This is a genomic window from Chromobacterium sp. CCUG 30098, assembly GCF_059916605.1.
Genome location: NZ_JAUCGS010000001.1, coordinates 300,122 through 321,231, shown reverse-complemented (window position 1 = coordinate 321,231; position 21,110 = coordinate 300,122). Strand labels below are relative to the sequence as shown.

Here is a 21,110-nt window from a genome sequence, read left to right as displayed (position 1 = left end):
CACCATGCATCCGATCCAGACCCTGATCGAAGAAGCGTTTGAGAAGCGCGCCGAGATCACGCCCGCCACCGTCTCCGCCGAACTGAAGGCCGCCATCGGCCAGGTGATCGCCGAGCTGGACACCGGCCGCCTGCGCGTGGCGGAAAAACAGGGCGCCGACTGGGTGGTGAACCAATGGGTGAAGAAGGCGGTGCTGCTGTCTTTCCGCATCCGCGACAATGAAATCTCCGACGACGGCGTCAACCGCTACTTCGACAAGGTCGACACCAAGTTCGCCGACTGGAACCCGGCCCGCTTCCAGGAAGCCGGTTTCCGCGTGGTGCCGGGCGCGGTGGCGCGCAAGGGCAGCTTCATCGCCAAGAACACCGTGCTGATGCCGTCCTACGTCAATATCGGCGCCTACGTCGACGAAGGCGCGATGGTGGACACCTGGGCCACCGTCGGCTCCTGCGCCCAGATCGGCAAGAATGTTCACCTGTCCGGCGGCGTCGGCATCGGCGGCGTGCTGGAACCGCTGCAGGCCAACCCCACCATCATCGAAGACAACTGCTTCATCGGCGCGCGTTCAGAAATCGTCGAAGGCGTGATCGTAGGCGAAGGCTCGGTGATCTCCATGGGCGTCTACATCGGCCAATCCACCAAGATCTACGACCGCGAAACCGGCGAAGTCAGCTACGGCCGCGTGCCGCCGGGCTCGGTGGTGGTGTCCGGCAACCTGCCCAGCAAAGACGGCAGCCACAGCCTGTACTGCGCGGTGATCGTCAAGAAAGTGGACGCTCAGACTCGCAGCAAGACCAGCATCAACGAGCTGCTGCGCGGCGTGTAAGGCCCCGCCGTCCGCCGGCTCGGGCGGACGGTCGGCTCGCCCGCCGTCCGCCTTTTCTCCCCTCCGTCGTCGCCTCTCGGCGTCTCCGGCCGCATTGCAATGCAGCATATTTGCATCGCGAATGCTGTTGAAATTTGGCTAGTCCACGACAAGTCTATAAAATCTCCAGTTCGAAAAGAATCGGCAAAAAAGCGGCCGCTCTCCAAGCACCGCTCAGCCCAGGCCGCGAAGCGCCGCCAGCCAAGGCGCAGCGCAACGCCAGGGCTTGGGCGACGGGCTTCAAGAGCCGCTTTGCCTGAACGGCCCGCCATCGCACCGCTCCGGGTCCGCCGTTTCAACCGAAGCCGTCCGCGGCTTCACGCATGCTATCTGGAAAACTTGTGTCTTCTGACAATTTCATCGAGTTCAGAAACGTCAGCTTCGCCTATGGCGAACGGCCCATTCTGAAAAACCTCAACCTCGCGATTCCGCGCGGCAAGCTGGTGGCCGTCATGGGCGGCAGCGGCAGCGGCAAGACCACGCTGCTGCGGCTGATCTCGGGCCAGAACCGGCCGCAAAGCGGCGAGGTGCTGGTGGACGGCAAGAGCGTCGCCAAAATGAGCGCCGCCGAACTTTATCAACACCGCCGCCGCATGGGCATGTTGTTCCAGTTCGGCGCGCTGTTCACCGATCTGTCGGTGTTCGACAACGTCGCCTTTCCCATTCGCGAGCACACCAAGCTGCCGGACAGCATGATCCGCGACCTGGTGACCATGAAGCTGGAAGCGGTTGGCCTGCGCGGCACCCAGCAGCTGATGCCGGCCGAACTGTCCGGCGGCATGGCGCGCCGGGTGGCGCTGGCGCGCGCCATCGCGCTGGACCCGCAGCTGATGCTGTACGACGAGCCCTTCACTGGCCTGGACCCGATCTCGCTGGGCGTGATCGCCCACCTGATCAAGAAGCTCAACCACGCGCTGGGCACCACCGCGGTGATGGTCACCCACGACGTGCACAAATCGCTGGAGATCGTGGACCACGTGCTCTTCGTCGCCGGCGGCGAAATCGTCGCCCAGGGCACGCCGGACCAGGTGCGCAATTCGGATTCGCCATGGGTGCACCAATTCATCTGGGGCGAGGCCGACGGCCCGGTGCATTACGCCTATCCGGCGGAGCGCTCGCTCGCCGACGACCTGGGACTCAACGGAGGCCGCCATGCTTGACCTGATCGCCGCGCCCTTGCGCAGACTAGGCCATCTCGCCATCAACGCCGTCTGGCGGCTGGGCTTCGCCTGCCGCTTTCTGGTGGCCATCCTGCGGGGCAGCGGCCAAAGCCTGCTGCGGCCGCAGCTGACCATACGCGAGGTCTACTTCGCCGGCGTGATGTCCTTGATCATCATCCTGGTGTCCGGCCTCTTCGTCGGCATGGTGCTGGGCCTGCAGGGCTACAGCACCCTCGCCAAATTCGGCTCCTCCGACGCGCTGGGCGCGGTGGTGGCGCTGGCCCTGCTGCGCGAATTGGGCCCGGTGCTGGCCGCGCTCTTGTTCGCCAGCCGCGCCGGCAGCGCGATGACGGCCGAAATCGGCCTGATGAAAACCACGGAGCAACTGGACGCGATGAGCGTGATGGCGGTCGATCCGATCGCCCGCGTCGTGGCGCCGCGCTTCTGGGCCGGCGTGATCTCCATGCCCATCCTGGCCGCGCTGTTCAACGTGGTCGGCATCTTCGGCGGCTACCTGGTGGGCGTGGTGATGATAGGCCTGGACGTCGGCACCTTCTGGTCGCAGATGCAGGCCAACGTCGATCTGCATTTCGATGTGGTCAACGGACTGATCAAGAGCCTGTGCTTCGGCGTCGCCGTCACCCTGATCGCCGTGTTCGAAGGCTATGACGCCACTCCGACGGCCAGCGGCGTGTCCGCCGCCACCACCCGGACCGTGGTCACCTCCGCATTGGTCATCCTGGCGCTGGATTTCATCCTGACCGCCTTCATGTTCTAGGAAAAACCCGAATGAAACGCTCTACTATTGACTTGTGGGTAGGCATTTTCGTGGCGCTGGGCATTGCCGCCGTCACCTTTCTGTCGCTGAAAGTGGCCAATCTGGTCCCGCAAAGCGCCAACCAGACCTATGTGCTCTACGCCGACTTCGACAACGTCGGCGGACTGAAGGTCAAAGCGCCGGTCAAGGAAGCCGGCGTGGTGATCGGACGCGTGGCCGACATCCGGCTCAACCCGAAAACTTATCGCGCCCGCGTGACTCTGAATATTGACAAGACCTATCAGATCAGCGACGACGCCAGCGCGTCCATCCTGACCGCCGGCCTGCTGGGCGAACAATATATCGGCATGCTGCAAGGCGGCTCGGAAACCAATCTGGCCCCGGGCGGCACCATCACCATCACCTCCTCGGCCATGGTGCTGGAACAATTGATCGGCAAGTTCATAACGGGCTTTACCGATAGCAACAAGAGCGCTGACAAATAGCGCGGCACAAAGACGGGGCACCCCGCAACACACTGCCGGCCGGCGCGCTGCCCGCGCCGCCGGCTCACTCGCAATCGATTGGAAAAAAGATGAAAAAACTGCTCGCATTCTGCTGTCTGCTGTTCGGCCTGTCCGCCGCGGCCCAAGCCGCCGGCGACACCCCCACCGACGTGATCAAGGACGCTTCCCGCCAGGTGCTGGAAGTGCTGAAACAGGACAACGGCAAGAACACCAAGCAAATCCGCCTGCAGGCGGAAGCGGTGGCGGTGCCGATGTTCGACTTCCCGCGCATGACCGCGCTGGCCGTGGGCCTGGGCTGGCGTCAGGCCAGCGCCGAACAGCGCGCGCAACTGACCCAACAATTCCAGACCCTGCTGGTGCGCACCTATTCCGCGACCATGACCCGCTTCAAGACCGCCCAGGTCGACGTCAAGCCCAACCCGCTGATGAGCAACGGCGACCGCGACGCCACCGTGAAAACCACGGTGACCCTGCCGGGCAACGCCAACCCGGTGGCGGTGGACTATTCGCTGAACAAGGGCGCGCAAGGCTGGAAGATCTATAACGTTAGCGTGGAAGGCGCCAGCCTGGTCACCGTCTATCGCAACTCCTTCAACGAAGAAGTGCGCAAAAGCGGCGTGGACGGCCTGATCAAGCTGCTGCAGAACAAGAACGCGGCGCCGGCCGCCGCCGCGCCCGCCAAGGGCAACGCCTGATGCTGGAACGCACCGCCCCCGGCCAGGCCCGGCTCAGCGGCCAACTGAACATGGACAGCTGCGGCCCCTTCGCCGCGCCGCTGGCCAAGCTCGCCGGCGAAGCGCCCTTGCGCCTGGATCTGTCCGGCGTGACCGGCGCCGACTCGGCCGCGCTGGCCCTGCTGCTCGGCGCGCGCCGCGCCGCCGACGCCGCCGGCCACGCCCTGTCGCTGGAAAACTGGCCGAGCGGGCTCAGCGCCTTGCTGGACCTTTACTCGCTGGCGGAGCTGCTGTCCGCCCCGGCGGCGGATTGATATGCGGAGAGGATTTATGTCGTCCCTGAAACCCGCGCTGACCGGCTTGGCGCTCTCGCTGCTGCTGGCCGGCTGCGCCAGCAACCCGACGGTGCCTTACGACCGCTTCGAGCCCTATAACCGCGCCATGTACCAGGTCAACGACACCGCCGACCGCTACGTGATCAAGCCGGTGGCCGAGGGCTACAAGGCCGTCACGCCGTCGCCGGTGCGCACCGGCGTCAGCAATTTCTTCGACAATCTCAAAGACGTCTACAGCGCGCTGTCCAACGCCTTGCGCGCCGAGCCGGAAAAAGCGCTGAACGACGTGATGCGAGTGGCGATGAACACCGGCTTCGGCCTGTTCGGCCTGATCGACATCGCCAGCCAGGCCGGCCTGAAGAACAACAAGACCACGCTGGGCGACACCTTCGCCGCCTGGGGCTGGCACGACAGCAACTATCTGGTGCTGCCCTTCTTCGGCCCCTCCACCGTGCGCGACGGCGCCGGCCTGACCGCCTCGCTGGCCGGCCCGGGCCCGGAAAAAATGTTCTACGACACCACCTGGCAGGCGGTGGGCTTCTACGGCCTGTACGGCGTGAACACCCGCGCCCGCTACCTGGGCGTGGAAGCCATGCTCAGCACCGCGGCGCTGGATCCGTACAGCTACACCCGCGACGCCTATATGCAGTTGCGCGCGCAGCAGCTGGGCCTGCCCAACCCCACCCAGCCGGCGGACACCTTCAGCCTGGACGAACTGGTCGACTCGCCCGCCGCGACGGCGCCCGGCGACAAGACAGCGGCCTCCGCCGCGCAGTAAACCCACCTCTCCGCCGCCGGCCACTGGCCGGCGGCCTTCCTTTTTACTTATCAACAGGAAACGCCATGAGCAATCTGCCAGCCTGTCCGCAATGCAAATCCGAATACACCTATCAGGATGGCGCGATGTATGTCTGCCCGGAGTGCGCGCACGAATGGAACGAGCAGGCCGCGCCGTCCGAAGAGGCCCGCGTGATCAAGGACGCCAACGGCAATGTGCTGCAGGACGGCGACAGCGTCACCGTGATCAAGGATCTGAAAGTCAAAGGCTCCTCCCTGGTGGTGAAAGTGGGCACCAAGGTGAAGAACATCCGCCTGGTCGACGGCGACCACGACATCGATTGCAAGATCGACGGCATCGGCGCGATGAGCCTGAAGTCCGAATTCGTCAAGAAAGCGTAAATCCCGCGCGCCAAAACAAAACGCCACGGCCTGAGCCGTGGCGTTTTTCATTGCAAAAGCAAGCTTATCGCTTAGAGCCTGTTTACGATCTCGCGAGCTAGAGCGAGACAAGGCGAAAACGGCTGAGAAAGCGGAATGTACATTCGGTACATGAGCATTTCGAAGACGGTTTCAACGCCGTATCGCCGACGCGCAGCAGCTCGTAAACAGACTCTTAACTGATCCGTTCGATCAGCGCGCCCACCGCGCCCAGCTTCTTCTCGATATGCTCGTAGCCGCGGTCCAGGTGGTAGATGCGATCGACGATGGTCTCGCCCTCGGCCACCAGGCCGGCGATCACCAGGCTGGCCGACGCGCGCAGATCGGTGGCCATCACCGTGGCGCCGGACAGCTTCTCCACGCCCTTGATGATGGCGGTGTTGCCTTCCACTTCGATATTGGCGCCCATGCGGTTCAGCTCGGGCACGTGCATGAAGCGGTTTTCGAAAATGGTTTCAGTCACCACGCCGGCGCCCTCGGCCACGCAGTTCAGCGTCATCAGCTGAGCCTGCATGTCGGTGGGGAAAGCCGGGTAAGGCAAGGTGCGGAAGTTCACCGCCTGCGGACGGCGCTTCATGTCCAGCGAGATCCAGTCGTCGCCGCACTCCACCACCGCGCCGGTTTCGGCCAGCTTGTCCAGCACCGCTTCCATGCTCTTGGGCGCGGCGTTGCGCAGCACGATGTGGCCGCGCGTCATCGCGCCGGCCACCAGGAAGGTGCCCGCCTCGATGCGGTCCGGCATCACCGCGTAATCCGCGCCGTGCAGACGCTCCACGCCCTCGATCACCAGCCGGTCCGTGCCGATGCCGCCGATCTTGGCGCCCATGGCCACCAGACAGTTGGCCAGATCGGTCACTTCCGGTTCGCGCGCGGCGTTTTCCAGTACGGTGGTGCCCTCGGCCAGCGTCGCCGCCATCAACAGGTTCTCGGTGCCGCCCACGGTCACCATGTCCATGATGATGCGCGCGCCGCGCAGGCGGCGGGCCTTGGCCTTGACGTAGCCGTGCTCGATGCTGACCTCGGCGCCCATCGCCACCAGGCCCTTGATGTGCTGATCCACCGGCCGGCTGCCGATGGCGCAGCCGCCCGGCAGCGACACCGTGGCCTCGCCGAAGCGCGCCAGCGTCGGGCCCAGCACCAGGATGGACGCGCGCATGGTCTTCACCAGATCGTACGGCGCCACCAGGCTGTCCAGATGGCCGGCGGTGATTTCCATCTCGTGCACATTGTCCGTCATCACCCGCACCCCCATGCCTTGCAGCAGCTTCTGGGTGGTGGCGATGTCGCGCAACATCGGCACATTGGTGAAGCGCATGGTGTCGCCGGTCAACAGACTGGCGCACAGAATGGGCAGGGCGGCGTTCTTGGCGCCGGAAACGCGGATCTCGCCGTTGATCGGACCGTTGCCGATGATTTTCAATTTATCCATGACGGATCAGCCTTGCAGTTTTTGCCATTCGTCCGGCGTGGCGGCCTTGACGATGGACAGAGCGTGAATTTCATTGCTGGCCAGGCGGGTGGCGATCACCTCCTTGACCAGGCGGTGGCGGTCGATCAGGCGCTTGCCCTCGAAAGCCGCCGACACGATGGTGGCGTAGAAGTGGTGGCCGTCGCCTTCCACTTCCAGATGGGTACAGGCCAGGCCGGCCTCGATGTACTGTTTGACTTGTTGCGGAGTAATCATGAGAAATCCCGTGGATGCGCTCAATGGCGCAGTTTATAGCCAGATTTGATCAGCCAGAGCGTCAGGCCCGACAAGACGGCGAAGCTGCCGCCCACCACGCCGGCCGACAACCAGGGGCTGACGTCGGCCTGGCCGAAGAAGCCGTAGCGGAAGCCGTCTATCATGTAGAACACCGGGTTGAGATGAGACGCGGCGTACCAGAACGGCGGCAGGCTGTTGATCGAATAGAACACGCCTGACAGGAAAGTCAGCGGCATGATCAGAAAGTTCTGGAAGGCGGCCAGTTGATCGAACTTTTCCGCCCAGATGCCGGCCAGGATGCCCAGCGCGCCCAGCACGCCGCAGCCCAGCACGGCAAAGGTCAACGCCCACAGCGGCTGAGCCGGCAGCGGCAGGCCGAACCAGCCGGTGATCAGCAAGACCCCGGCGCCGACGGCCAAGCCGCGCACGACGGAGGCCAGCAGATAGGCGCCGAAGAATTCCAGCGCGGTCAGCGGCGGCAGCAGCAGGAACACGATGTTGCCGGTGATCTTGGACTGGATCAGGCTGCTGGAACTGTTGGCGAAGGCGTTCTGCGCCATCGACATCATCGCCAGGCCCGGAATCAGGAAGGCGGTGTAGCTGATGCCCGGATAGGCCTCGACATGGCGCGACAACACATGGGCGAAGATCAGTTGATACATCAACGCGGTCAACACCGGCGCGGCCACGGTCTGGAACGCCACCTTCCAGAAGCGCACCAGCTCTTTCTTGAACAGGGTCATGAAGCCGGTCATGGCTGCGGCCCTCCATTCATCATCTTGACGAACACGCTTTCCAGATCCGTCTCCACCACGTTCAGTTCACGCACTTCCACCGCCGCTTCGCGCAGCGCGGTCAGCACCGCTTCCAGCTGGCCCAGATGCTCCAGCTGCAACACCACGCGGCGGTCCTCGTCGCGCAGCTTCAAAGGCAGCAAGGCCGCCGGCAAATCACCGGACAGCAGCAAGGCCACTTCGCGGCGCGCGCTGTGCGCCAGCAGCTTGTCCTTGTTCTCCAGCGCCACCAGCCGGCCCTTCTTCAGCATGGCGATGCGCGAGCACAAGGCCTCGGCCTCCTCCAGATAATGAGTGGTCAGCACGATGGTGTGGCCGGCGCGGTTCAGTTCCTGCACGAACACCCACAGGCTCTGGCGCAGCTCCACGTCCACGCCGGCGGTGGGCTCGTCCAACACGATGACCGGCGGGCGGTGCACCAGCGCCTGGGCCACCATCACCCGGCGCTTCATGCCGCCGGACAGGGCGCGCATATTGCTGTGCGCCTTGTCCGCCAGGCCCAGCTTGAACAGCAACTCGTCGATCCAGTCGTCGTTGCGGCCCAGGCCGAAGTAGCCGGACTGGAAGCGCAGCGTTTCGCGCACCGACAGGAAGGGATCGAACACCAGTTCCTGCGGCACCACGCCCAGCGCCTTGCGCGCGGCGCGGAAATCGCCGACCACGTCGTGGCCCATGATGCGGATGCTGCCGCTGTCCGGCCGCGACAAACCTGCCATCGCGGAAATCAGCGTGGTCTTGCCGGCCCCGTTGGGGCCGAGCAGGGCGAAGAATTCGCCCGGTGCGACGGTAAAGCCGACCTGGTCCAGCGCCTGCAGCTGGCCATAGCGCTTGCTCACCGCCTGAATTTCAATAGCCTGGGGCATGAGAGAGGTAACACCGACAACGCCGCGCGGCTGAAGCCGCCAACGGCGCTAATGGTTTGACAAAAAAGGTCAATTATAGCGCTGGGCTACGCTTGAGGGGGAGAGTTCTTCCATCACTTCCGGCAGGAATATTCCACGGTAGACATATTGCAACAGTTGCGTGGCATTCTCGCCCAGATTGGTCTGGCTGCCGTCCGCCAGCCAGCGGTTGATCAGGCCGTGATGCATGGACTGCAACACCTCGGCCACCGTCTCCGGCGTCACGTAGGGCAAGGTCTGGCCGGCATCCACCGCCATCTGCACCACCAGGGTCAATTGCTCGCGGGTTTCTTGCATATGCGCAACACACTCGTCGTGAATGGGAGCCAGTTCGCCGACATGCTCGCTACGCATAAACAGAATGAGTAATATACGACGAACCTGTTGGTTCTCCCCAATCATGGTCAGCAGCCGGTGGCTATGGTTCCACAAGGCCAGAGCCGGACTCGAGTGTGCCGTTCTCAACAATTGCTCGCAGATGTCATCAAACTGCCCGCCCATCCTGTCCAGCATCGCCCGGTACAAGTCCAGCTTGTTCTGGAAATGCCAATACACCGCGCCGCGCGTCAATCCCGCCGCGCTGGCGATGTCTGCCAGTGTCGTTTTAGAGACACCCTTCTCGCTAAAAAGCTGCTCCGCCGTATCCAGCAGCAGATGCCGCGTTTGTTCGGCTTCTTCCCGGGTTTTGCGTGCCATGTTGAACGTATCGCTGATCAAAGGGGTCTGTCGGAAGCCCGCACCATAACACAATGCGTCGCTGGAAGCATTTTACATACGTACACGCATGTATGTAAAATGTCGCGACTCAAGATCGATCAATTCCCACTATCAAAGAAAAATTGCAGTACCTTTTACTTATAACACTCATACCCCCACATTCCTGAGGACATCCCATGAAGATGCAAGGAAACACCTTCGCCCAGAAAGGCGGGCACTGGCTGTTGCTCACCGCTCTGGCCGCCAGCCTGATGGCCTGCGGTCAAAAAAACGACCAGCACGCCGGCGCCATGCCGCCGGTGCCGGTAGGCGTGATTGAAATCACCCCTAGCGATGTGCCGGTCTCCTTCGAATTCGTCGGCCAGGCGGCAGGCTCGCGAGAAGTGGAAGTACGCGCCCGTGTGGGCGGCATTCTGCTCAAGCGCGCCTATACCGAAGGCAAGCCGGTCAAACAGGGCGACTTGTTGTTCCAGATCGATCCGGAGCCGTTGAAGGCGACGCTGGACCAGGCCCAGGGCAATCTGCAAGTGCAACAGGCTCAGCTGGTGCGCACCAAGCAGGACTTCGACCGCATCAGCCCGCTGTTCAAAGAGAACGCGGTCAGCCAGAAAGACCGCGACGACGCGGTCAGCGCTTATGAAGCCGCCAAGGCTTCCGTCGCCGCCGCCCAGGCCCAGGTGCAGCAGGCCAAGATCAATCTTGGCTACGCCCGCGTCACCGCGCCGATTTCCGGCATGACCAGCCAGGAAACCCGTTCCGAAGGCAGCCTGGTGTCCACCAGCGCCGACGGCAGCCTGCTGACCAAGGTATCCCAGCTGGACCCGGTCTACGTCAATTTCAGCATGTCCGACAGCGACATGATGAATCTGCGCAAGATGCAGGACTCCGGCCAATTGAAGCTGGCCTCCAACGGCCACTTCAACGTGCAGCTGAAGCTGACCGACGGCTCCACCTACGGCAAGAGCGGCCGGCTGAACTTCACCGACAGCCTGGTGGACGCCAGCACCGGCACCATCCGTTCGCGGGCCACCTTCGCCAACCCGGACGGCAGCATTCTGCCCGGCCAGTTCGTGCGCGTGATCCTGCAAGGCGCCCAACGCAGCAACGCCATCGCCGTGCCGCAGCGCGCGGTGCTGACCTCGCAGCAGGGCAAGATGGTCTGGGTCGTCGGCGCCGACAACAAGGTGCAGCCGCGTCCCATCACCGTGTCCCAGGACGTGGGTCTGAACGTATTGGTGGAAAGCGGCCTGAAAGCCGGCGACAAAGTGGTGGTGGACAACATCATCAAGCTGCGCCCGGGCGCCGATGTGAAGCCGCATCCGTTCAAGGCCGACGCCAGCGCGCCCGCCGCCGCGCCCAAACAATAAGGCAAAGGGGTAACCATCCATGTTTTCCGCCTTTTTCATCAGGCGGCCCATCTTCGCCAGCGTGATCTCCATCGTGATCACGCTGGCCGGCTTGGCCGCCCTCAAGGCATTGCCCATTGAGCAGTACCCGGAAATCGTGCCGCCGATGATCTCGGTGAGCGCGAGCTACCCGGGAGCCTCCGCCGAGGTGATCGCCAACACCGTCGCTTCGCCGCTGGAACAGGCGATCAACGGCGTGGACGACATGCTCTATGTGCAGTCCACCAGCTCCTCCAGCGGCAAGCTGTCGCTGAGCGTGACCTTCAAAATCGGCACCGACGCCGACCAGGCCACCATCAACGTCAACAACCGCGTGCAGTCGGTGTTGTCGCAGCTGCCGGAAGAAGTCCGCCGGCAAGGCGTCAACGTGACCAAGAAATCCTCGGCCTTCCTGCAGGTGATTTCGCTGTTCTCGCCGGACAAGACCTACGACACCCTGTTCATCAGCAACTACGCGCTGTTGAACGTGGTGGACGAGCTCAAGCGGGTGCCGGGCGTGGGCGACGTGATCAACTTCGCCGGCCAGGACTACTCGATGCGCGTCTGGCTGAAGCCCGATCGCCTGGCCCAGCTCAAGCTGACGCCCAGCGACGTGGCCGCCGCCATCCGCGAGCAGAACGCTCAGTTCGCCGCCGGCAAGGTGGGCGCGGAGCCGGTCAAAGGCAAGCAGGACTTCACCTACACCGTGACCACCCAGGGCCGCCTGTCCGAACCGGAAGAGTTCGAGAACATCATCGTGCGCTCCAACCCGGACGGCTCCGCCGTGCGGCTGAAAGACGTGGCGCGCGTGGAACTGGGCGCCTTGTCCTATGACTTCACCGGCACGCACAACGGCCGGCCCACCATCCCGATCGGCATCTTCCTGGCGCCCGGCGCCAACCAGCTGGCCACCGCGCAAGCCGTGGAACAGACGATGCAGAAACTGGCGGTGAGCTTCCCCAAAGGCCTGAACTACGCCATCCCTTACGACACCACCAAGTTCGTGGAAGTGTCGATCAAAGAGGTGTACTCCACGCTGGCCGAAGCCATGGTGCTGGTATTCCTGGTGGTGTTCCTGTTCCTGCAGAACTGGCGCGCAACCCTGATTCCCTGCCTGGCGGTGCCCGTCTCCATCATCGGCACCTTCGCCGGCATGTACGCCTTCGGCTTCACCATCAACACCCTGACGCTGTTCGGCCTGGTGCTGGCCATCGGCATCGTGGTGGACGACGCCATCGTGGTGCTGGAAAACGTCGAACGCCTGATGACCCAGGAAAAGCTGTCGCCGCTGCAAGCCAGCTTCAAGGCGATGGATGAAGTGTCCGGCGCGCTGGTGGCCATCGTGCTTGTGCTGTGCTCGGTGTTCATCCCGGTGGCCTTCCTCGGCGGCATCGCCGGCCAGATGTACAAGCAGTTCGCCATCACCATCGCGGTGTCGGTGTCGATTTCCGGCCTGGTGGCCCTGACCCTGACCCCGGCGCTGTGCGCGCTGCTGTTGAAGGAAGGCCATCAGCATCCGGCCCGCTTCTTCGTCTGGTTCAACAACTGGTTCGATCGCCTGACCCAGGGTTATTCCCGCGGCGTGGTGTTCCTGATCAAGCGCAGCGCGGTGGGCATCCTGCTGTTCGCCGGCCTGATCGCCATCTGCGTTGGCCTGTTCCGCATCATCCCGTCCAGCCTGGCCCCGGACGAGGACCAGGGCTACATCATCGCCGCCGCCTTCCTGCCGGACGGCGCGTCGATGCAGCGCACCTCGGCCACCATGACCAAGCTGGACGCGATGACCAGCAAGAACCCGGCGGTCCAGGACGTGATGAGCTTCGCCGGCTTCGACATCCTGACCGGCGGCAACAAGACCAACGCTGGCGTGTCCTTCATCACCCTGAAACCGTGGGATGAGCGCAAAACGCCCAACCTGTCGTCTCAGGCCGTGGTGGGCGACACCTTCGCCAAGGGCATGATGGGCATCACCGACGGCATCGTGCTGGCCTTCAACCCGCCGCCGATCTCCGGCATGTCCAACACCGGCGGTTTCGAGGCCTATGTGCAAAGCCGCGGCGGCGCCAGCTCCGTGGAACTGGGCGAAGTCACCAAGAAACTGGTGGCCGCGGCCGCCAAACGCCCGGAACTGAAAGGGGTGCAAACCACCTTCTCCGCCAGCGTGCCTCAGATCTACGTCAAGCTGGATCGGGCCAAGGCCAAGTCCCTAGGCGTGCCGGTCAACACCGTGTTCGACACCATGCAGAGCACCTTCGGCGCGCTGTACGTCAACGACTTCAACAAGTTCGGCCGCACCTTCCGCGTGCAGCTGCAATCGGAGGCGGATTTCCGCACCCGGGTTGAAGACCTGCGCAATATCTATGTGCGTTCGCAGGACGGCAATATGATCCCGCTAACGGCGCTGGTGACCATCAAGCACACCACCGGTCCGGAAAGCCTGGAGCGTTTCAACATCTTCCCGGCGGCCAAGCTGGTGGGCGGTCCCGCGCCCGGCTTCAGCTCCGGCGAGGCGTTGAACGTGCTGGAAGCCGTGGCCAAGGACACCTTGCCCGACGGCTACACCCTGGCGTGGACCGGTTCCGCCTTCCAGGAGAAATCCACCAGCGGTTCTTCCGCCGTGGTGTTCGGCTTCGGCATGATCATGGTGTTCCTGATCCTGGCGGCGCAGTACGAACGCTGGAGCCTGCCTATCAGCGTGCTGATGGCGGTGCCTTTCGCCATGTTCGGCGCGCTGATGGCCAACTGGATGCGCGGGCTCGCCAACGACGTCTACTTCCAGGTGGCCTTGGTGACGCTGATCGGCCTATCGGCCAAGAACGCGATCCTGATCGTGGAATTCGCCGTCCAACAAATGGAAGAAGAAGGCCTCAGCGTGGTCGAAGCCGCCATCGAGGCCGCCAAACTGCGCTTCCGCCCCATCGTGATGACTTCGCTGGCCTTCGTGCTGGGTTGCATGCCCTTGGCCATCTCCAGCGGCGCCGGCTCCGCCAGCCGCCACTCGATCGGCACCGGCGTGGTGGGCGGCATGTTGGCCGCCACCTTCATCGCCACCTTCTTCATCCCGATGTTCTTCATGCTCATCATGAAGTTCAGCAAACCGAAACAGCCTCAGCCCGCGGCCGAGGCAGGAGACAAGGCCGATGCTTAAACGCGCCCTGATTCCCTCATTGGTGGCGCTGGCGCTGACCGCTTGCGCGGTCGGCCCCGACTACAGCCGCCCCAAACTGGAGCTGCCGGACAGCGCCCAAGCCCAGAACCCGGCCATCGCCCTGGACTGGTGGAAGCAGTTCAACGATCCGGTGCTGGATCAGTTGATCGCCCAAGCCCTGGAACACAACCAGGACCTGGCCGCCGCCTCCGCCCGCGTCGACGAAGCCGCGGCCCAGGCCGGCATCGCCCGCGCCCAGCTGCTGCCGGCGCTGAACGCCAACGCCGGCTATCAGCGTGGCCGCGCTTCCAGCGCGACAAGCACACCGGGCGCGCCGCTGGTCAGCGACGTGCGCAACGCCAACCTCACCGCGTCTTGGGAACTGGACCTGTGGGGCAAGCTGCGCCGCGGAAACGAAGCGGCCCGCGCCGACTTCGCCGCCAGCCGCTTCGCCCGCGACAGCTCGAAGCTGGCGATCGCCGCGCAAACCGCGCAGACCTATTTCCAGCTGCGCGCCTACGACGCCCAGTTGGACATCGCCAAGCGCACGCTGCAAAGCCGCGAGGAATCGCTGAAGCTGCAGACCAAGCGCTTCAAGGGCGGCTTGATCTCGGAACTGGACCAGCAGCAGGCCGAGGCCGAGGCGGCCTCCGCCCGCGCCAAGGTGCCGCAGATCGCCAGCGCGCTGGAGCAGACCGAAAGCGCGCTGGGCGTGTTGCTCGGCCACTCGCCCAAGCAGCTGGTGGCCGGCGGCATCCAGCGCGGCCAAAGCCTGGACGCGCTGTCCGCCCCGCCGGAAGTGCCGGCCGGCCTGTCCTCCAGCCTGCTGGAGCGTCGGCCGGACATCGCCGCCAGCGAGCAGCAACTGGTCGCCGCCAACGCCCGCATCGGCGTGGCGCGCGCGGCCTACTTCCCCAGCATCAGCCTGAGCGGGGCGCTGGGTTCGCAAAGCCTGTCGCTGGACACCCTGTTCACCGGCCCGACGCGGACCTGGAGCTTTGTCGGCAATCTGGCGGCGCCGGTGTTCAACTTCGGCCAGACCGGTTACGCGGTGGACGCGGCCAGCGCGCGGCAGAAACAGGCGCTGGCGCAGTATCAGAAGACGGTGCAAAGCGCGTTCAAGGACGCGCTGGACGCGCTGTCCGGCTACGGCGCGGCGCGGGAGATCCAGGCGGCGCAGACCACGCAGTTCCAGGCCTTGAACAAATCGCTGCGCCTGGCCAATCTGCGTTACGACAACGGCTACGCCAGCTATCTGGACGTACTGGACGCGCAACGCAACAGCTTCCAGGCGGAGCTGGGCCTGGTGAGCGCCAAGCTGGACCAACTGAATGCCGTGGTGGGCCTGTACAAGGCGCTGGGCGGCGGCTGGGAAGCCCCGGCCAAGTCCTGATCCGCTATGTGCAAAGACAAACCCCGCCTTGGCGGGGTTTTTTTTAAGGCTTTATTTTTTCCAATGCTGCCGGATTGGCTTGCTCGCCTTTACTCCATTCTCGGCATGCATCGATAAACTGACCCATGGCAGCAATTTCAGCTTGGTTTCCGACCCTCAGGATATTCAGTTGACGATGTATCGGATAAATCGCCTCTATATAGGCCTTTGCCAAATTCTGACAATGCTCAGCAGGCCAGTGATACGCTTCCGTCAAGATATTATCTTTCATTGCCATGTCCTCAAATTGAAATATCAAAGTTGCTCTGACTAGCTCGATGGTCAAACCATCCCCAGCTCGGTTCTTCCTTATTCAATGGAAAATAGCCAGCCACTGCCGCGGGCCAAATCAACTCGACCTCGCCTTCATCGGACAGGCAGTGAGGGTGGCAATGAGCATAGGCCCCAGGGCGGCCGCGTGCCACATATTCACCACACAAGCTCCAATCGGACCCAGCCCCTTGCAAATAATAGCCACTTACGCTGCCTCTTAAAATTCGAGCATAACTTGCGACCGTATGCCCCGTTCTCATTGGAAGCACTTGAAAGGGTAGCAGCGTATTTTTTGCCCCTGGGTTTTTCTTCCATGTCAACTTCAATATCCGAATCATGGGCTGAAAATACTGTTCACCAGCCATCCCCATCAGAGTGAGGATTTTTTTCTCTTCTTCGTCTCTCGTACTCCATACCGCCCCGGAAACGATATCTCTTCGTGCCGATATGGTGACCGAGGTGCCCGCATCTACACCCCAACCCACCAAAGCATTATCAAGCACATTACCAAATTGATTCCTGGTCATACGCAACACAGGAAATTCATCACGGGCCTGATTGCGCCAACTTTCCAATTCCGCCACCTTAGTCGCGACACGTCGATCGATATCGGCAATCTTGCCGTTTACCGTGCCGGTCAGCGCGTTCGACGCCTGTACCAGTTCCGCGATATTGCTTTCCAAGCTCATCATGCTCTCCAATAGTTCATCACAGAGTTCGGCCGGAACCCAGGGTCCGACCATGCTTTTCGTCCACAGCAAGAAATGTATGAACGAACTCGAGACTGACAAGGAAGCATTCTGGCACTGGCAAAATACGCTGTATCTTAAAACATTTTAAAAAATCAAAGGAAGCCACCTCCCCAAGTGGCTTCTTATTCATCCCTTCCAATCAGGGTTGAATTTTCTCAAGCTCGTCAAAATCTGGGTTGGCACCACTTCTCCAAGCCAGAACCGCATCGATGAATGTGCCCATTGCTTCGACCTCCTCCTTTTTTCCTCTACGCACGATGTTCAACTGTTGTTGGATGCTATAGGCGCTAAGGATTTTCCCCTCCGCCGCTGCCCGCAGATAATGATCAGCATCCACCTCCGGCACCTCGGTGCCTTCTGCATAATCAAACCAGCCGCCATCCAAACTCAGGCCAGCCGCTTCTTCATCAAATTCATTAACATTTTCAATATGATCCATGACATTCCTCCTTAACTAAAAACGATGGTCGCGTTGGCATTACCTGCCACACCGCTACTCGCCGGGGAGTACTTGACTTTGTTTTCTATTGATTTGGCAGAGCTGCCTGTCGCATCAATGAATCCCCCCTTGATCGCCTCGTAGGCAATAAGCGAACAATAGCTAGCGGAGCTACCCACTACATGAGCGAGGCCAGCCAGGTCAACATAGAAACCCTTCTCAACATTTTGAATCACAATATTGTTGCCAAATACCGCCCCTTGATACCGTGCCCCAATCCCCACCTTGCAATCCTTGATGGTACAAGGCTCCCCATCATTTGGGTGAATCTGTACTTTTGAACCAGAACTGCTGTATATGCCATAGTTAGCGCAGCTTTTAATTAATGCCCCATAAGCATATATCACACTATTATTTCCAGCTCGCAGCCCATTATCACTGCACAGGCTAATACTAACTCCATGTGCTTCCACCAAAGAGCTTTGTTCTGCCCTCAATCCCGTTGACGCCACCTTCACGCCATTGGTGTAAGTCATTAAAAACTGCTTTCCCTTGCCAGAAAAAACGGCATCATTGATATAAGCTCGAGAAGCATGATGCGCCCTTAGCCCATCATAACCGAATCCCATACCACGCAAACCATGACAAACATATAGACTCCCCTCCGTCATTTCTATACCATGATTTACATTTTCAATTTCAATTGACTTATTATCCGACACCACATACGCGCCCCTTTGCAAAAGGATACCGCGCCAAGTGAAGTTTTTGTCGACATCCATCTCTCCAATGATTTTGAACCCACTAAAATTAACACCGCGTACCCCGTTAAAAATCACCCCATGAGAACGGTTAGCGCTATCCGGCACGAACTTAAGCACGCATGCTTCTGGATTTTTGATATTGCCTTCAATCCTGATCCGATGCGCATAGGGCTGCCCTCTCAAATGAATTGAAGTACTGGTGTGCACCCCGTCACTCACTTTAATTTTCACATCATGTCGCAATACCTTGCCACTCAAGGATGTCCACGCCTCATAAATCGTCTTGAAGGGCTTGCCCGGTCCCACTTCCAGAACCTGGCTCGCCGTGGTTCCCCAATTAGCCATCGTGCTGTCCATTTTAGCGACTTGAGCATCCACCCTTTTATCAATAGCGCCGATCTTGCCATTGACAACTCCAGTCAGTGCATTTGCTGACTTGACCAGATCTGCAACATTGCTTTCCAAGCTCATCTCTTTCTCCTTAAAGTCAAACAACAACACACAGCCATTTCGGCTGATATCAAAACCGCCTTTACCAACACTCTTCCATGACAATCCGACAATTAATGAATATTTAAATTAATAGATTCAATAAATGCCGAACTAAACAGCGAATAACCGTATTCATGAGATAGGCGGGGAAACCCTGCGACAAGTGCTGGATGCTGTCTTTTTACCGCATGCGATGTGCCAGCAACATCAGCACAGCTCGCCTAGACGGCTCAAAATAGTTTCATCCTCAACGCTTGGCTGCTCGCCGCCCCCCACGATCCGTTGGCTCAAATGCCCAGATGTTGTTTCACGAACAAATGCTGGAGACTGACGATGGCCGCCGCGTTGGCAGTGACCAGTTCCAGGCCAGCGCGTTTATCGGCGGCATGCTCCTGCTCCAATGCTCGGCTTTGGCTTTGCAGGGCGGCCACCTGCGGTTCCAGCGCCTGCTGCTTGTCCGCCTGCGCGCGGATGCGATCGTCGCGCTCCAAACCGCGGGTGGCCTCGCTGATCTGAGCGGCGGCCAAAGCCGCCAACTCGCTGGCCAGACTCAAATTGAGACCGGCGCCGCTGGACTGGATGGTGACGCTGTCCGGCGGCAGCGCGTTCAAGGCCAGGTCATAGGCCAGCAGCAATTGCACATCGGCGGCCTTATAGGCCAGCGCCGCCTTCGGGTCCGACCAGACCGCCAGCAAAGTGCCGTCCGCCAGAATGAAGCCGATCTCGCGCACCCAAAACGCCTTGTCGTCGTCGGCGATGGCGGTCAGATGGATCTGGGTATTGCCCAGCCGTTCGCCGCCGGCGATAGGGTAGCGCGCCTGCTCGCCGCGCAATTTGGTCTGGCTCTGCGCAGGCGCGTAAGCGCCGTCACCCAAGGCGATGTGAGTGATCTGCGCGGACACGCCGTCATTGCTGGCGCGCCAGATCGCGGCCAGGCCGGCGGCGGTGATAAGAGGTGCTAAAGGGGTGCTCACAACGATGCCTCCATGGTGACGTGGACCACGCCATAGATCTGCGCGGCGGATGAAAGGGTCAGCAGCTGCTGCGGCGCCAGCCGCATCGGCGCCGTCTCGGCGCTGCGGCGGATCAACGCGCGCGCCTGAGCGGCCGAAGCCAGGCCCAAGCGGCCGTTGAAGCGCGCGCCCAGCTTGAAGCGATAAGTGCTGCGCGCCGGCTTGGCGAGCTCCACCATGCGCCGCAGCCGGCGGTAAAGCTCGGGATTCAACAAGGCCTGGCCGGGCAACAGATTGTCGTTGGCCCAGGCGGTCAATTCGAAGGTATAGGGCGCGGCCGGCGGCTGGCGCTGCCACCACTCCTCCAGTTCCACCGTCACTCCGAGGATGCGGAACACTTCGCGCAGCGCCCAGGACGTGCCCTTGTGTCGGTGCAGTTCTATGCTCTGCTTGATCAGATCTCGGCGCTGCCGCTCGCTCTGGGTCAGCAGCCAGCCTTCATCGCCGTCGATATGGAACTGCTCAGCCAACAGGGGCAACAACTCCGGCTTGGCCGCGTCCACCAGATAGACCAGCAAGCCGCCTGGATCGATGTCGCCCAAGCGTTCGCTCAGCCGGGCCAGCGGGCCGAAGCGCGCGTCGCGCGCCAGCAGATTGGGAGTCACATCAGCCATCCTGGCCTCCGGTCATTTCCAGCTGAATGCCGGTGCAGTGCGACCAGCCCTGCGGCGGCACCACCTGGGTGGCGGCCGGCTCCAGCAAAGTCACCTGGTAAACGCCGGACACCGACAGCGTGGCGATCAGCTGCGACGGCACGATGTCGCGGCCCAGCCGCTCCGCCTGCGCCTGCACGAAAGCGCCGACGGCGGCCTGCGCCTGCTGTTGCACGGTTTTGGGATCGACGTCGCGATACGGCGTCAGCCGCGCGCGCACCCGGTAGCCGTAATCCTCCGGCGGCAAGACCTCCACCAGATCGGTCAGCGGCCGCACCCGGTCAGCGCTGCAGGCGGCGGCCACCACGCTGAGCAGGCTGTCCGGCGGCATGCCGGTCTTGGTAAGCGGGTATAGCCGCACCACGCCGGGCGGCACCTGATTGGCGCTTTGCAATTCGCCGTTCTGCTGTTGCAGACTGGCGCTGATCACCGCCACGTCGGCGATGTCCTGATGCGCGCGCAGCGCGTGGTGACGATAGGAGGCGGCGCTGCCGGCCACGCTGAACGACTCCGGCGCCAGCCTAATCCGCGCGCGCAAACGCTCGTCATCCTCGGCGTCGGCGCCGCCGGCGCTGGTATCGATATTGACCACGCTGGCGTCCACGTCCAGTTCATCCACCAGAGCGTTGATCTGGCCCGGCACAAAGCCGTTGCCGGCGGCACCGGCCTCCACCGCGCTGACCGGCACGTCGACGCTGCTGCTGCCGGCGGGCGCAATCTGGCTGGCCAGCGTTTGGAACTGCACGCCGCCGCCGGCCACCAGGGTCTGCGCCGGAATCAGCTGCGCCAGCGCCAGCGGCTGGGAGAAGGCGATGCGTACCGTGCAGCGCGCGTGCTGGGCCGGCAGCCGGCTGACGCCGACCAGTTCGCCCAAGTAGTCCAGCATCGGCGCGCGAGCGAAGGCCACCAGGTTTTGACGGCCGGCGTCGTTGAAGGCGGCGCGCACCACGCTTTCGCGGTAGGCGATCAAATCGATCAGCAAACGCTCCACCTGGCCGGGATAGAGCGTCTTGCCGCTCATCTTCTGGTAGGCGTCGATCAGCTCGGCGGTGACGAGATGCGGATCGTCATCAATGAACTTGGGCAAGTCTGGGGTCATGGAAGA

Annotated in this window: 23 protein-coding genes; 11 read left to right on the top strand and 12 right to left on the bottom strand. The window is 62.1% G+C overall.

Annotated elements, in window-relative coordinates; all coding sequences use genetic code 11:
* The first annotated feature begins 4 nt into the window (after nt 1-4).
* From dapD to QUG03_RS01540, 8 genes are all read left to right on the top strand, one after another.
* Complete coding sequence (gene dapD, locus QUG03_RS01575) at nt 5-826, top strand: 2,3,4,5-tetrahydropyridine-2,6-dicarboxylate N-succinyltransferase (RefSeq protein WP_235089870.1); 822 nt, start codon at nt 5-7, stop codon at nt 824-826.
* A gap of 380 nt (nt 827-1,206) precedes the next feature.
* On the top strand, nt 1,207-2,025 hold the full coding sequence (locus tag QUG03_RS01570; RefSeq protein ID WP_199225948.1) for an ABC transporter ATP-binding protein: 819 nt from the start codon (nt 1,207-1,209) through the stop codon (nt 2,023-2,025).
* On the top strand, nt 2,018-2,803 hold the full coding sequence (gene mlaE / locus QUG03_RS01565) for a lipid asymmetry maintenance ABC transporter permease subunit MlaE (protein WP_107801053.1): 786 nt from the start codon (nt 2,018-2,020) through the stop codon (nt 2,801-2,803). Before QUG03_RS01570 ends, mlaE begins: the two co-directional genes overlap by 8 nt.
* A gap of 11 nt (nt 2,804-2,814) precedes the next feature.
* Entirely contained in the window at nt 2,815-3,288 is a 474-nt protein-coding gene (gene mlaD / locus QUG03_RS01560) for an outer membrane lipid asymmetry maintenance protein MlaD (protein WP_107801054.1), read from the top strand.
* An 89-nt stretch (nt 3,289-3,377) separates the two neighbouring features.
* The gene (locus tag QUG03_RS01555) at nt 3,378-4,004 is read left to right on the top strand and encodes an MlaC/ttg2D family ABC transporter substrate-binding protein (RefSeq protein ID WP_107801055.1); all 627 of its coding nucleotides are present in this window, start codon (nt 3,378-3,380) and stop codon (nt 4,002-4,004) included.
* The gene (locus QUG03_RS01550; RefSeq protein WP_107801056.1) at nt 4,004-4,297 is read left to right on the top strand and encodes an STAS domain-containing protein; all 294 of its coding nucleotides are present in this window, start codon (nt 4,004-4,006) and stop codon (nt 4,295-4,297) included. Before QUG03_RS01555 ends, QUG03_RS01550 begins: the two co-directional genes overlap by 1 nt.
* A gap of 16 nt (nt 4,298-4,313) precedes the next feature.
* The gene (locus QUG03_RS01545; protein WP_107801057.1) at nt 4,314-5,096 is read left to right on the top strand and encodes an MlaA family lipoprotein; all 783 of its coding nucleotides are present in this window, start codon (nt 4,314-4,316) and stop codon (nt 5,094-5,096) included.
* Between the two features lie 65 nt (nt 5,097-5,161).
* Nucleotides 5,162-5,497 carry a zinc ribbon domain-containing protein YjdM gene (locus QUG03_RS01540; protein WP_107801058.1) on the top strand — a complete coding sequence of 112 codons (336 nt, stop codon included), beginning with the start codon at nt 5,162-5,164 and terminating at the stop codon, nt 5,495-5,497.
* Nucleotides 5,498-5,711: 214 nt separating this feature from the next.
* On the opposite strand, the gene murA is transcribed toward QUG03_RS01540, so the two are convergent.
* From murA to QUG03_RS01515, 5 genes are all read right to left on the bottom strand, one after another.
* Nucleotides 5,712-6,965 (bottom strand): UDP-N-acetylglucosamine 1-carboxyvinyltransferase, encoded by a 1,254-nt coding sequence (gene murA, locus QUG03_RS01535; RefSeq protein WP_253313867.1) that lies wholly within the window; start codon nt 6,963-6,965, stop codon nt 5,712-5,714.
* A gap of 6 nt (nt 6,966-6,971) precedes the next feature.
* Nucleotides 6,972-7,220, bottom strand: a complete 249-nt coding sequence (locus QUG03_RS01530; RefSeq protein ID WP_048407933.1) for a BolA family protein — start codon at nt 7,218-7,220, stop codon at nt 6,972-6,974.
* Between the two features lie 20 nt (nt 7,221-7,240).
* Nucleotides 7,241-7,996: an ABC transporter permease gene (locus tag QUG03_RS01525; RefSeq protein ID WP_107801060.1), complete on the bottom strand. Its 756-nt coding sequence runs from the start codon at nt 7,994-7,996 to the stop codon at nt 7,241-7,243.
* Entirely contained in the window at nt 7,993-8,898 is a 906-nt protein-coding gene (locus QUG03_RS01520) for an ABC transporter ATP-binding protein (RefSeq protein WP_107801061.1), read from the bottom strand. The genes QUG03_RS01525 and QUG03_RS01520 overlap by 4 nt, the downstream gene beginning before the upstream one ends.
* Nucleotides 8,899-8,967: 69 nt before the next feature.
* Nucleotides 8,968-9,633 (bottom strand): TetR family transcriptional regulator, encoded by a 666-nt coding sequence (locus QUG03_RS01515; protein ID WP_107801062.1) that lies wholly within the window; start codon nt 9,631-9,633, stop codon nt 8,968-8,970.
* 197 nt (nt 9,634-9,830) lie between these two features.
* On the opposite strand from QUG03_RS01515, the gene QUG03_RS01510 reads away from it, so the two are divergent.
* From QUG03_RS01510 to QUG03_RS01500, 3 genes are read left to right on the top strand one after another with little or no spacing between them, the layout of a single operon-like run.
* Nucleotides 9,831-11,021, top strand: a complete 1,191-nt coding sequence (locus tag QUG03_RS01510) for an efflux RND transporter periplasmic adaptor subunit (RefSeq protein WP_227105658.1) — start codon at nt 9,831-9,833, stop codon at nt 11,019-11,021.
* A 19-nt stretch (nt 11,022-11,040) separates the two neighbouring features.
* A complete protein-coding gene (locus tag QUG03_RS01505; protein ID WP_107801063.1) occupies nt 11,041-14,187 on the top strand; it encodes an efflux RND transporter permease subunit in 3,147 nt (1,048 codons plus the stop codon).
* Entirely contained in the window at nt 14,180-15,580 is a 1,401-nt protein-coding gene (locus tag QUG03_RS01500; protein WP_500819211.1) for an efflux transporter outer membrane subunit, read from the top strand. The genes QUG03_RS01505 and QUG03_RS01500 overlap by 8 nt, the downstream gene beginning before the upstream one ends.
* 43 nt (nt 15,581-15,623) lie before the next feature.
* Here the strand turns inward: QUG03_RS01500 and QUG03_RS01495 are convergent, their stop codons facing one another.
* From QUG03_RS01495 to QUG03_RS01465, 7 genes are all read right to left on the bottom strand, one after another.
* Entirely contained in the window at nt 15,624-15,851 is a 228-nt protein-coding gene (locus tag QUG03_RS01495) for a hypothetical protein (protein WP_500819210.1), read from the bottom strand.
* 10 nt (nt 15,852-15,861) lie between these two features.
* Nucleotides 15,862-16,581, bottom strand: coding sequence for a hypothetical protein (locus QUG03_RS01490; RefSeq protein WP_500819209.1), 720 nt, complete (start codon nt 16,579-16,581; stop codon nt 15,862-15,864).
* Nucleotides 16,582-16,783: 202 nt separating this feature from the next.
* Nucleotides 16,784-17,083, bottom strand: a complete 300-nt coding sequence (locus QUG03_RS01485) for a hypothetical protein (RefSeq protein ID WP_500819208.1) — start codon at nt 17,081-17,083, stop codon at nt 16,784-16,786.
* A gap of 11 nt (nt 17,084-17,094) precedes the next feature.
* Nucleotides 17,095-18,318 carry a right-handed parallel beta-helix repeat-containing protein gene (locus QUG03_RS01480; protein WP_500819207.1) on the bottom strand — a complete coding sequence of 408 codons (1,224 nt, stop codon included), beginning with the start codon at nt 18,316-18,318 and terminating at the stop codon, nt 17,095-17,097.
* Nucleotides 18,319-18,626: 308 nt separating this feature from the next.
* Nucleotides 18,627-19,313, bottom strand: a complete 687-nt coding sequence (locus QUG03_RS01475) for a phage tail-collar fiber domain-containing protein (RefSeq protein ID WP_500819206.1) — start codon at nt 19,311-19,313, stop codon at nt 18,627-18,629.
* Nucleotides 19,310-19,966 carry a phage tail protein I gene (locus QUG03_RS01470; RefSeq protein WP_500819205.1) on the bottom strand — a complete coding sequence of 219 codons (657 nt, stop codon included), beginning with the start codon at nt 19,964-19,966 and terminating at the stop codon, nt 19,310-19,312. Before QUG03_RS01470 ends, QUG03_RS01475 begins: the two co-directional genes overlap by 4 nt.
* On the bottom strand, nt 19,959-21,104 hold the full coding sequence (locus tag QUG03_RS01465) for a baseplate assembly protein (RefSeq protein WP_107801561.1): 1,146 nt from the start codon (nt 21,102-21,104) through the stop codon (nt 19,959-19,961). Before QUG03_RS01465 ends, QUG03_RS01470 begins: the two co-directional genes overlap by 8 nt.
* Nucleotides 21,105-21,110 lie beyond the last annotated feature (6 nt).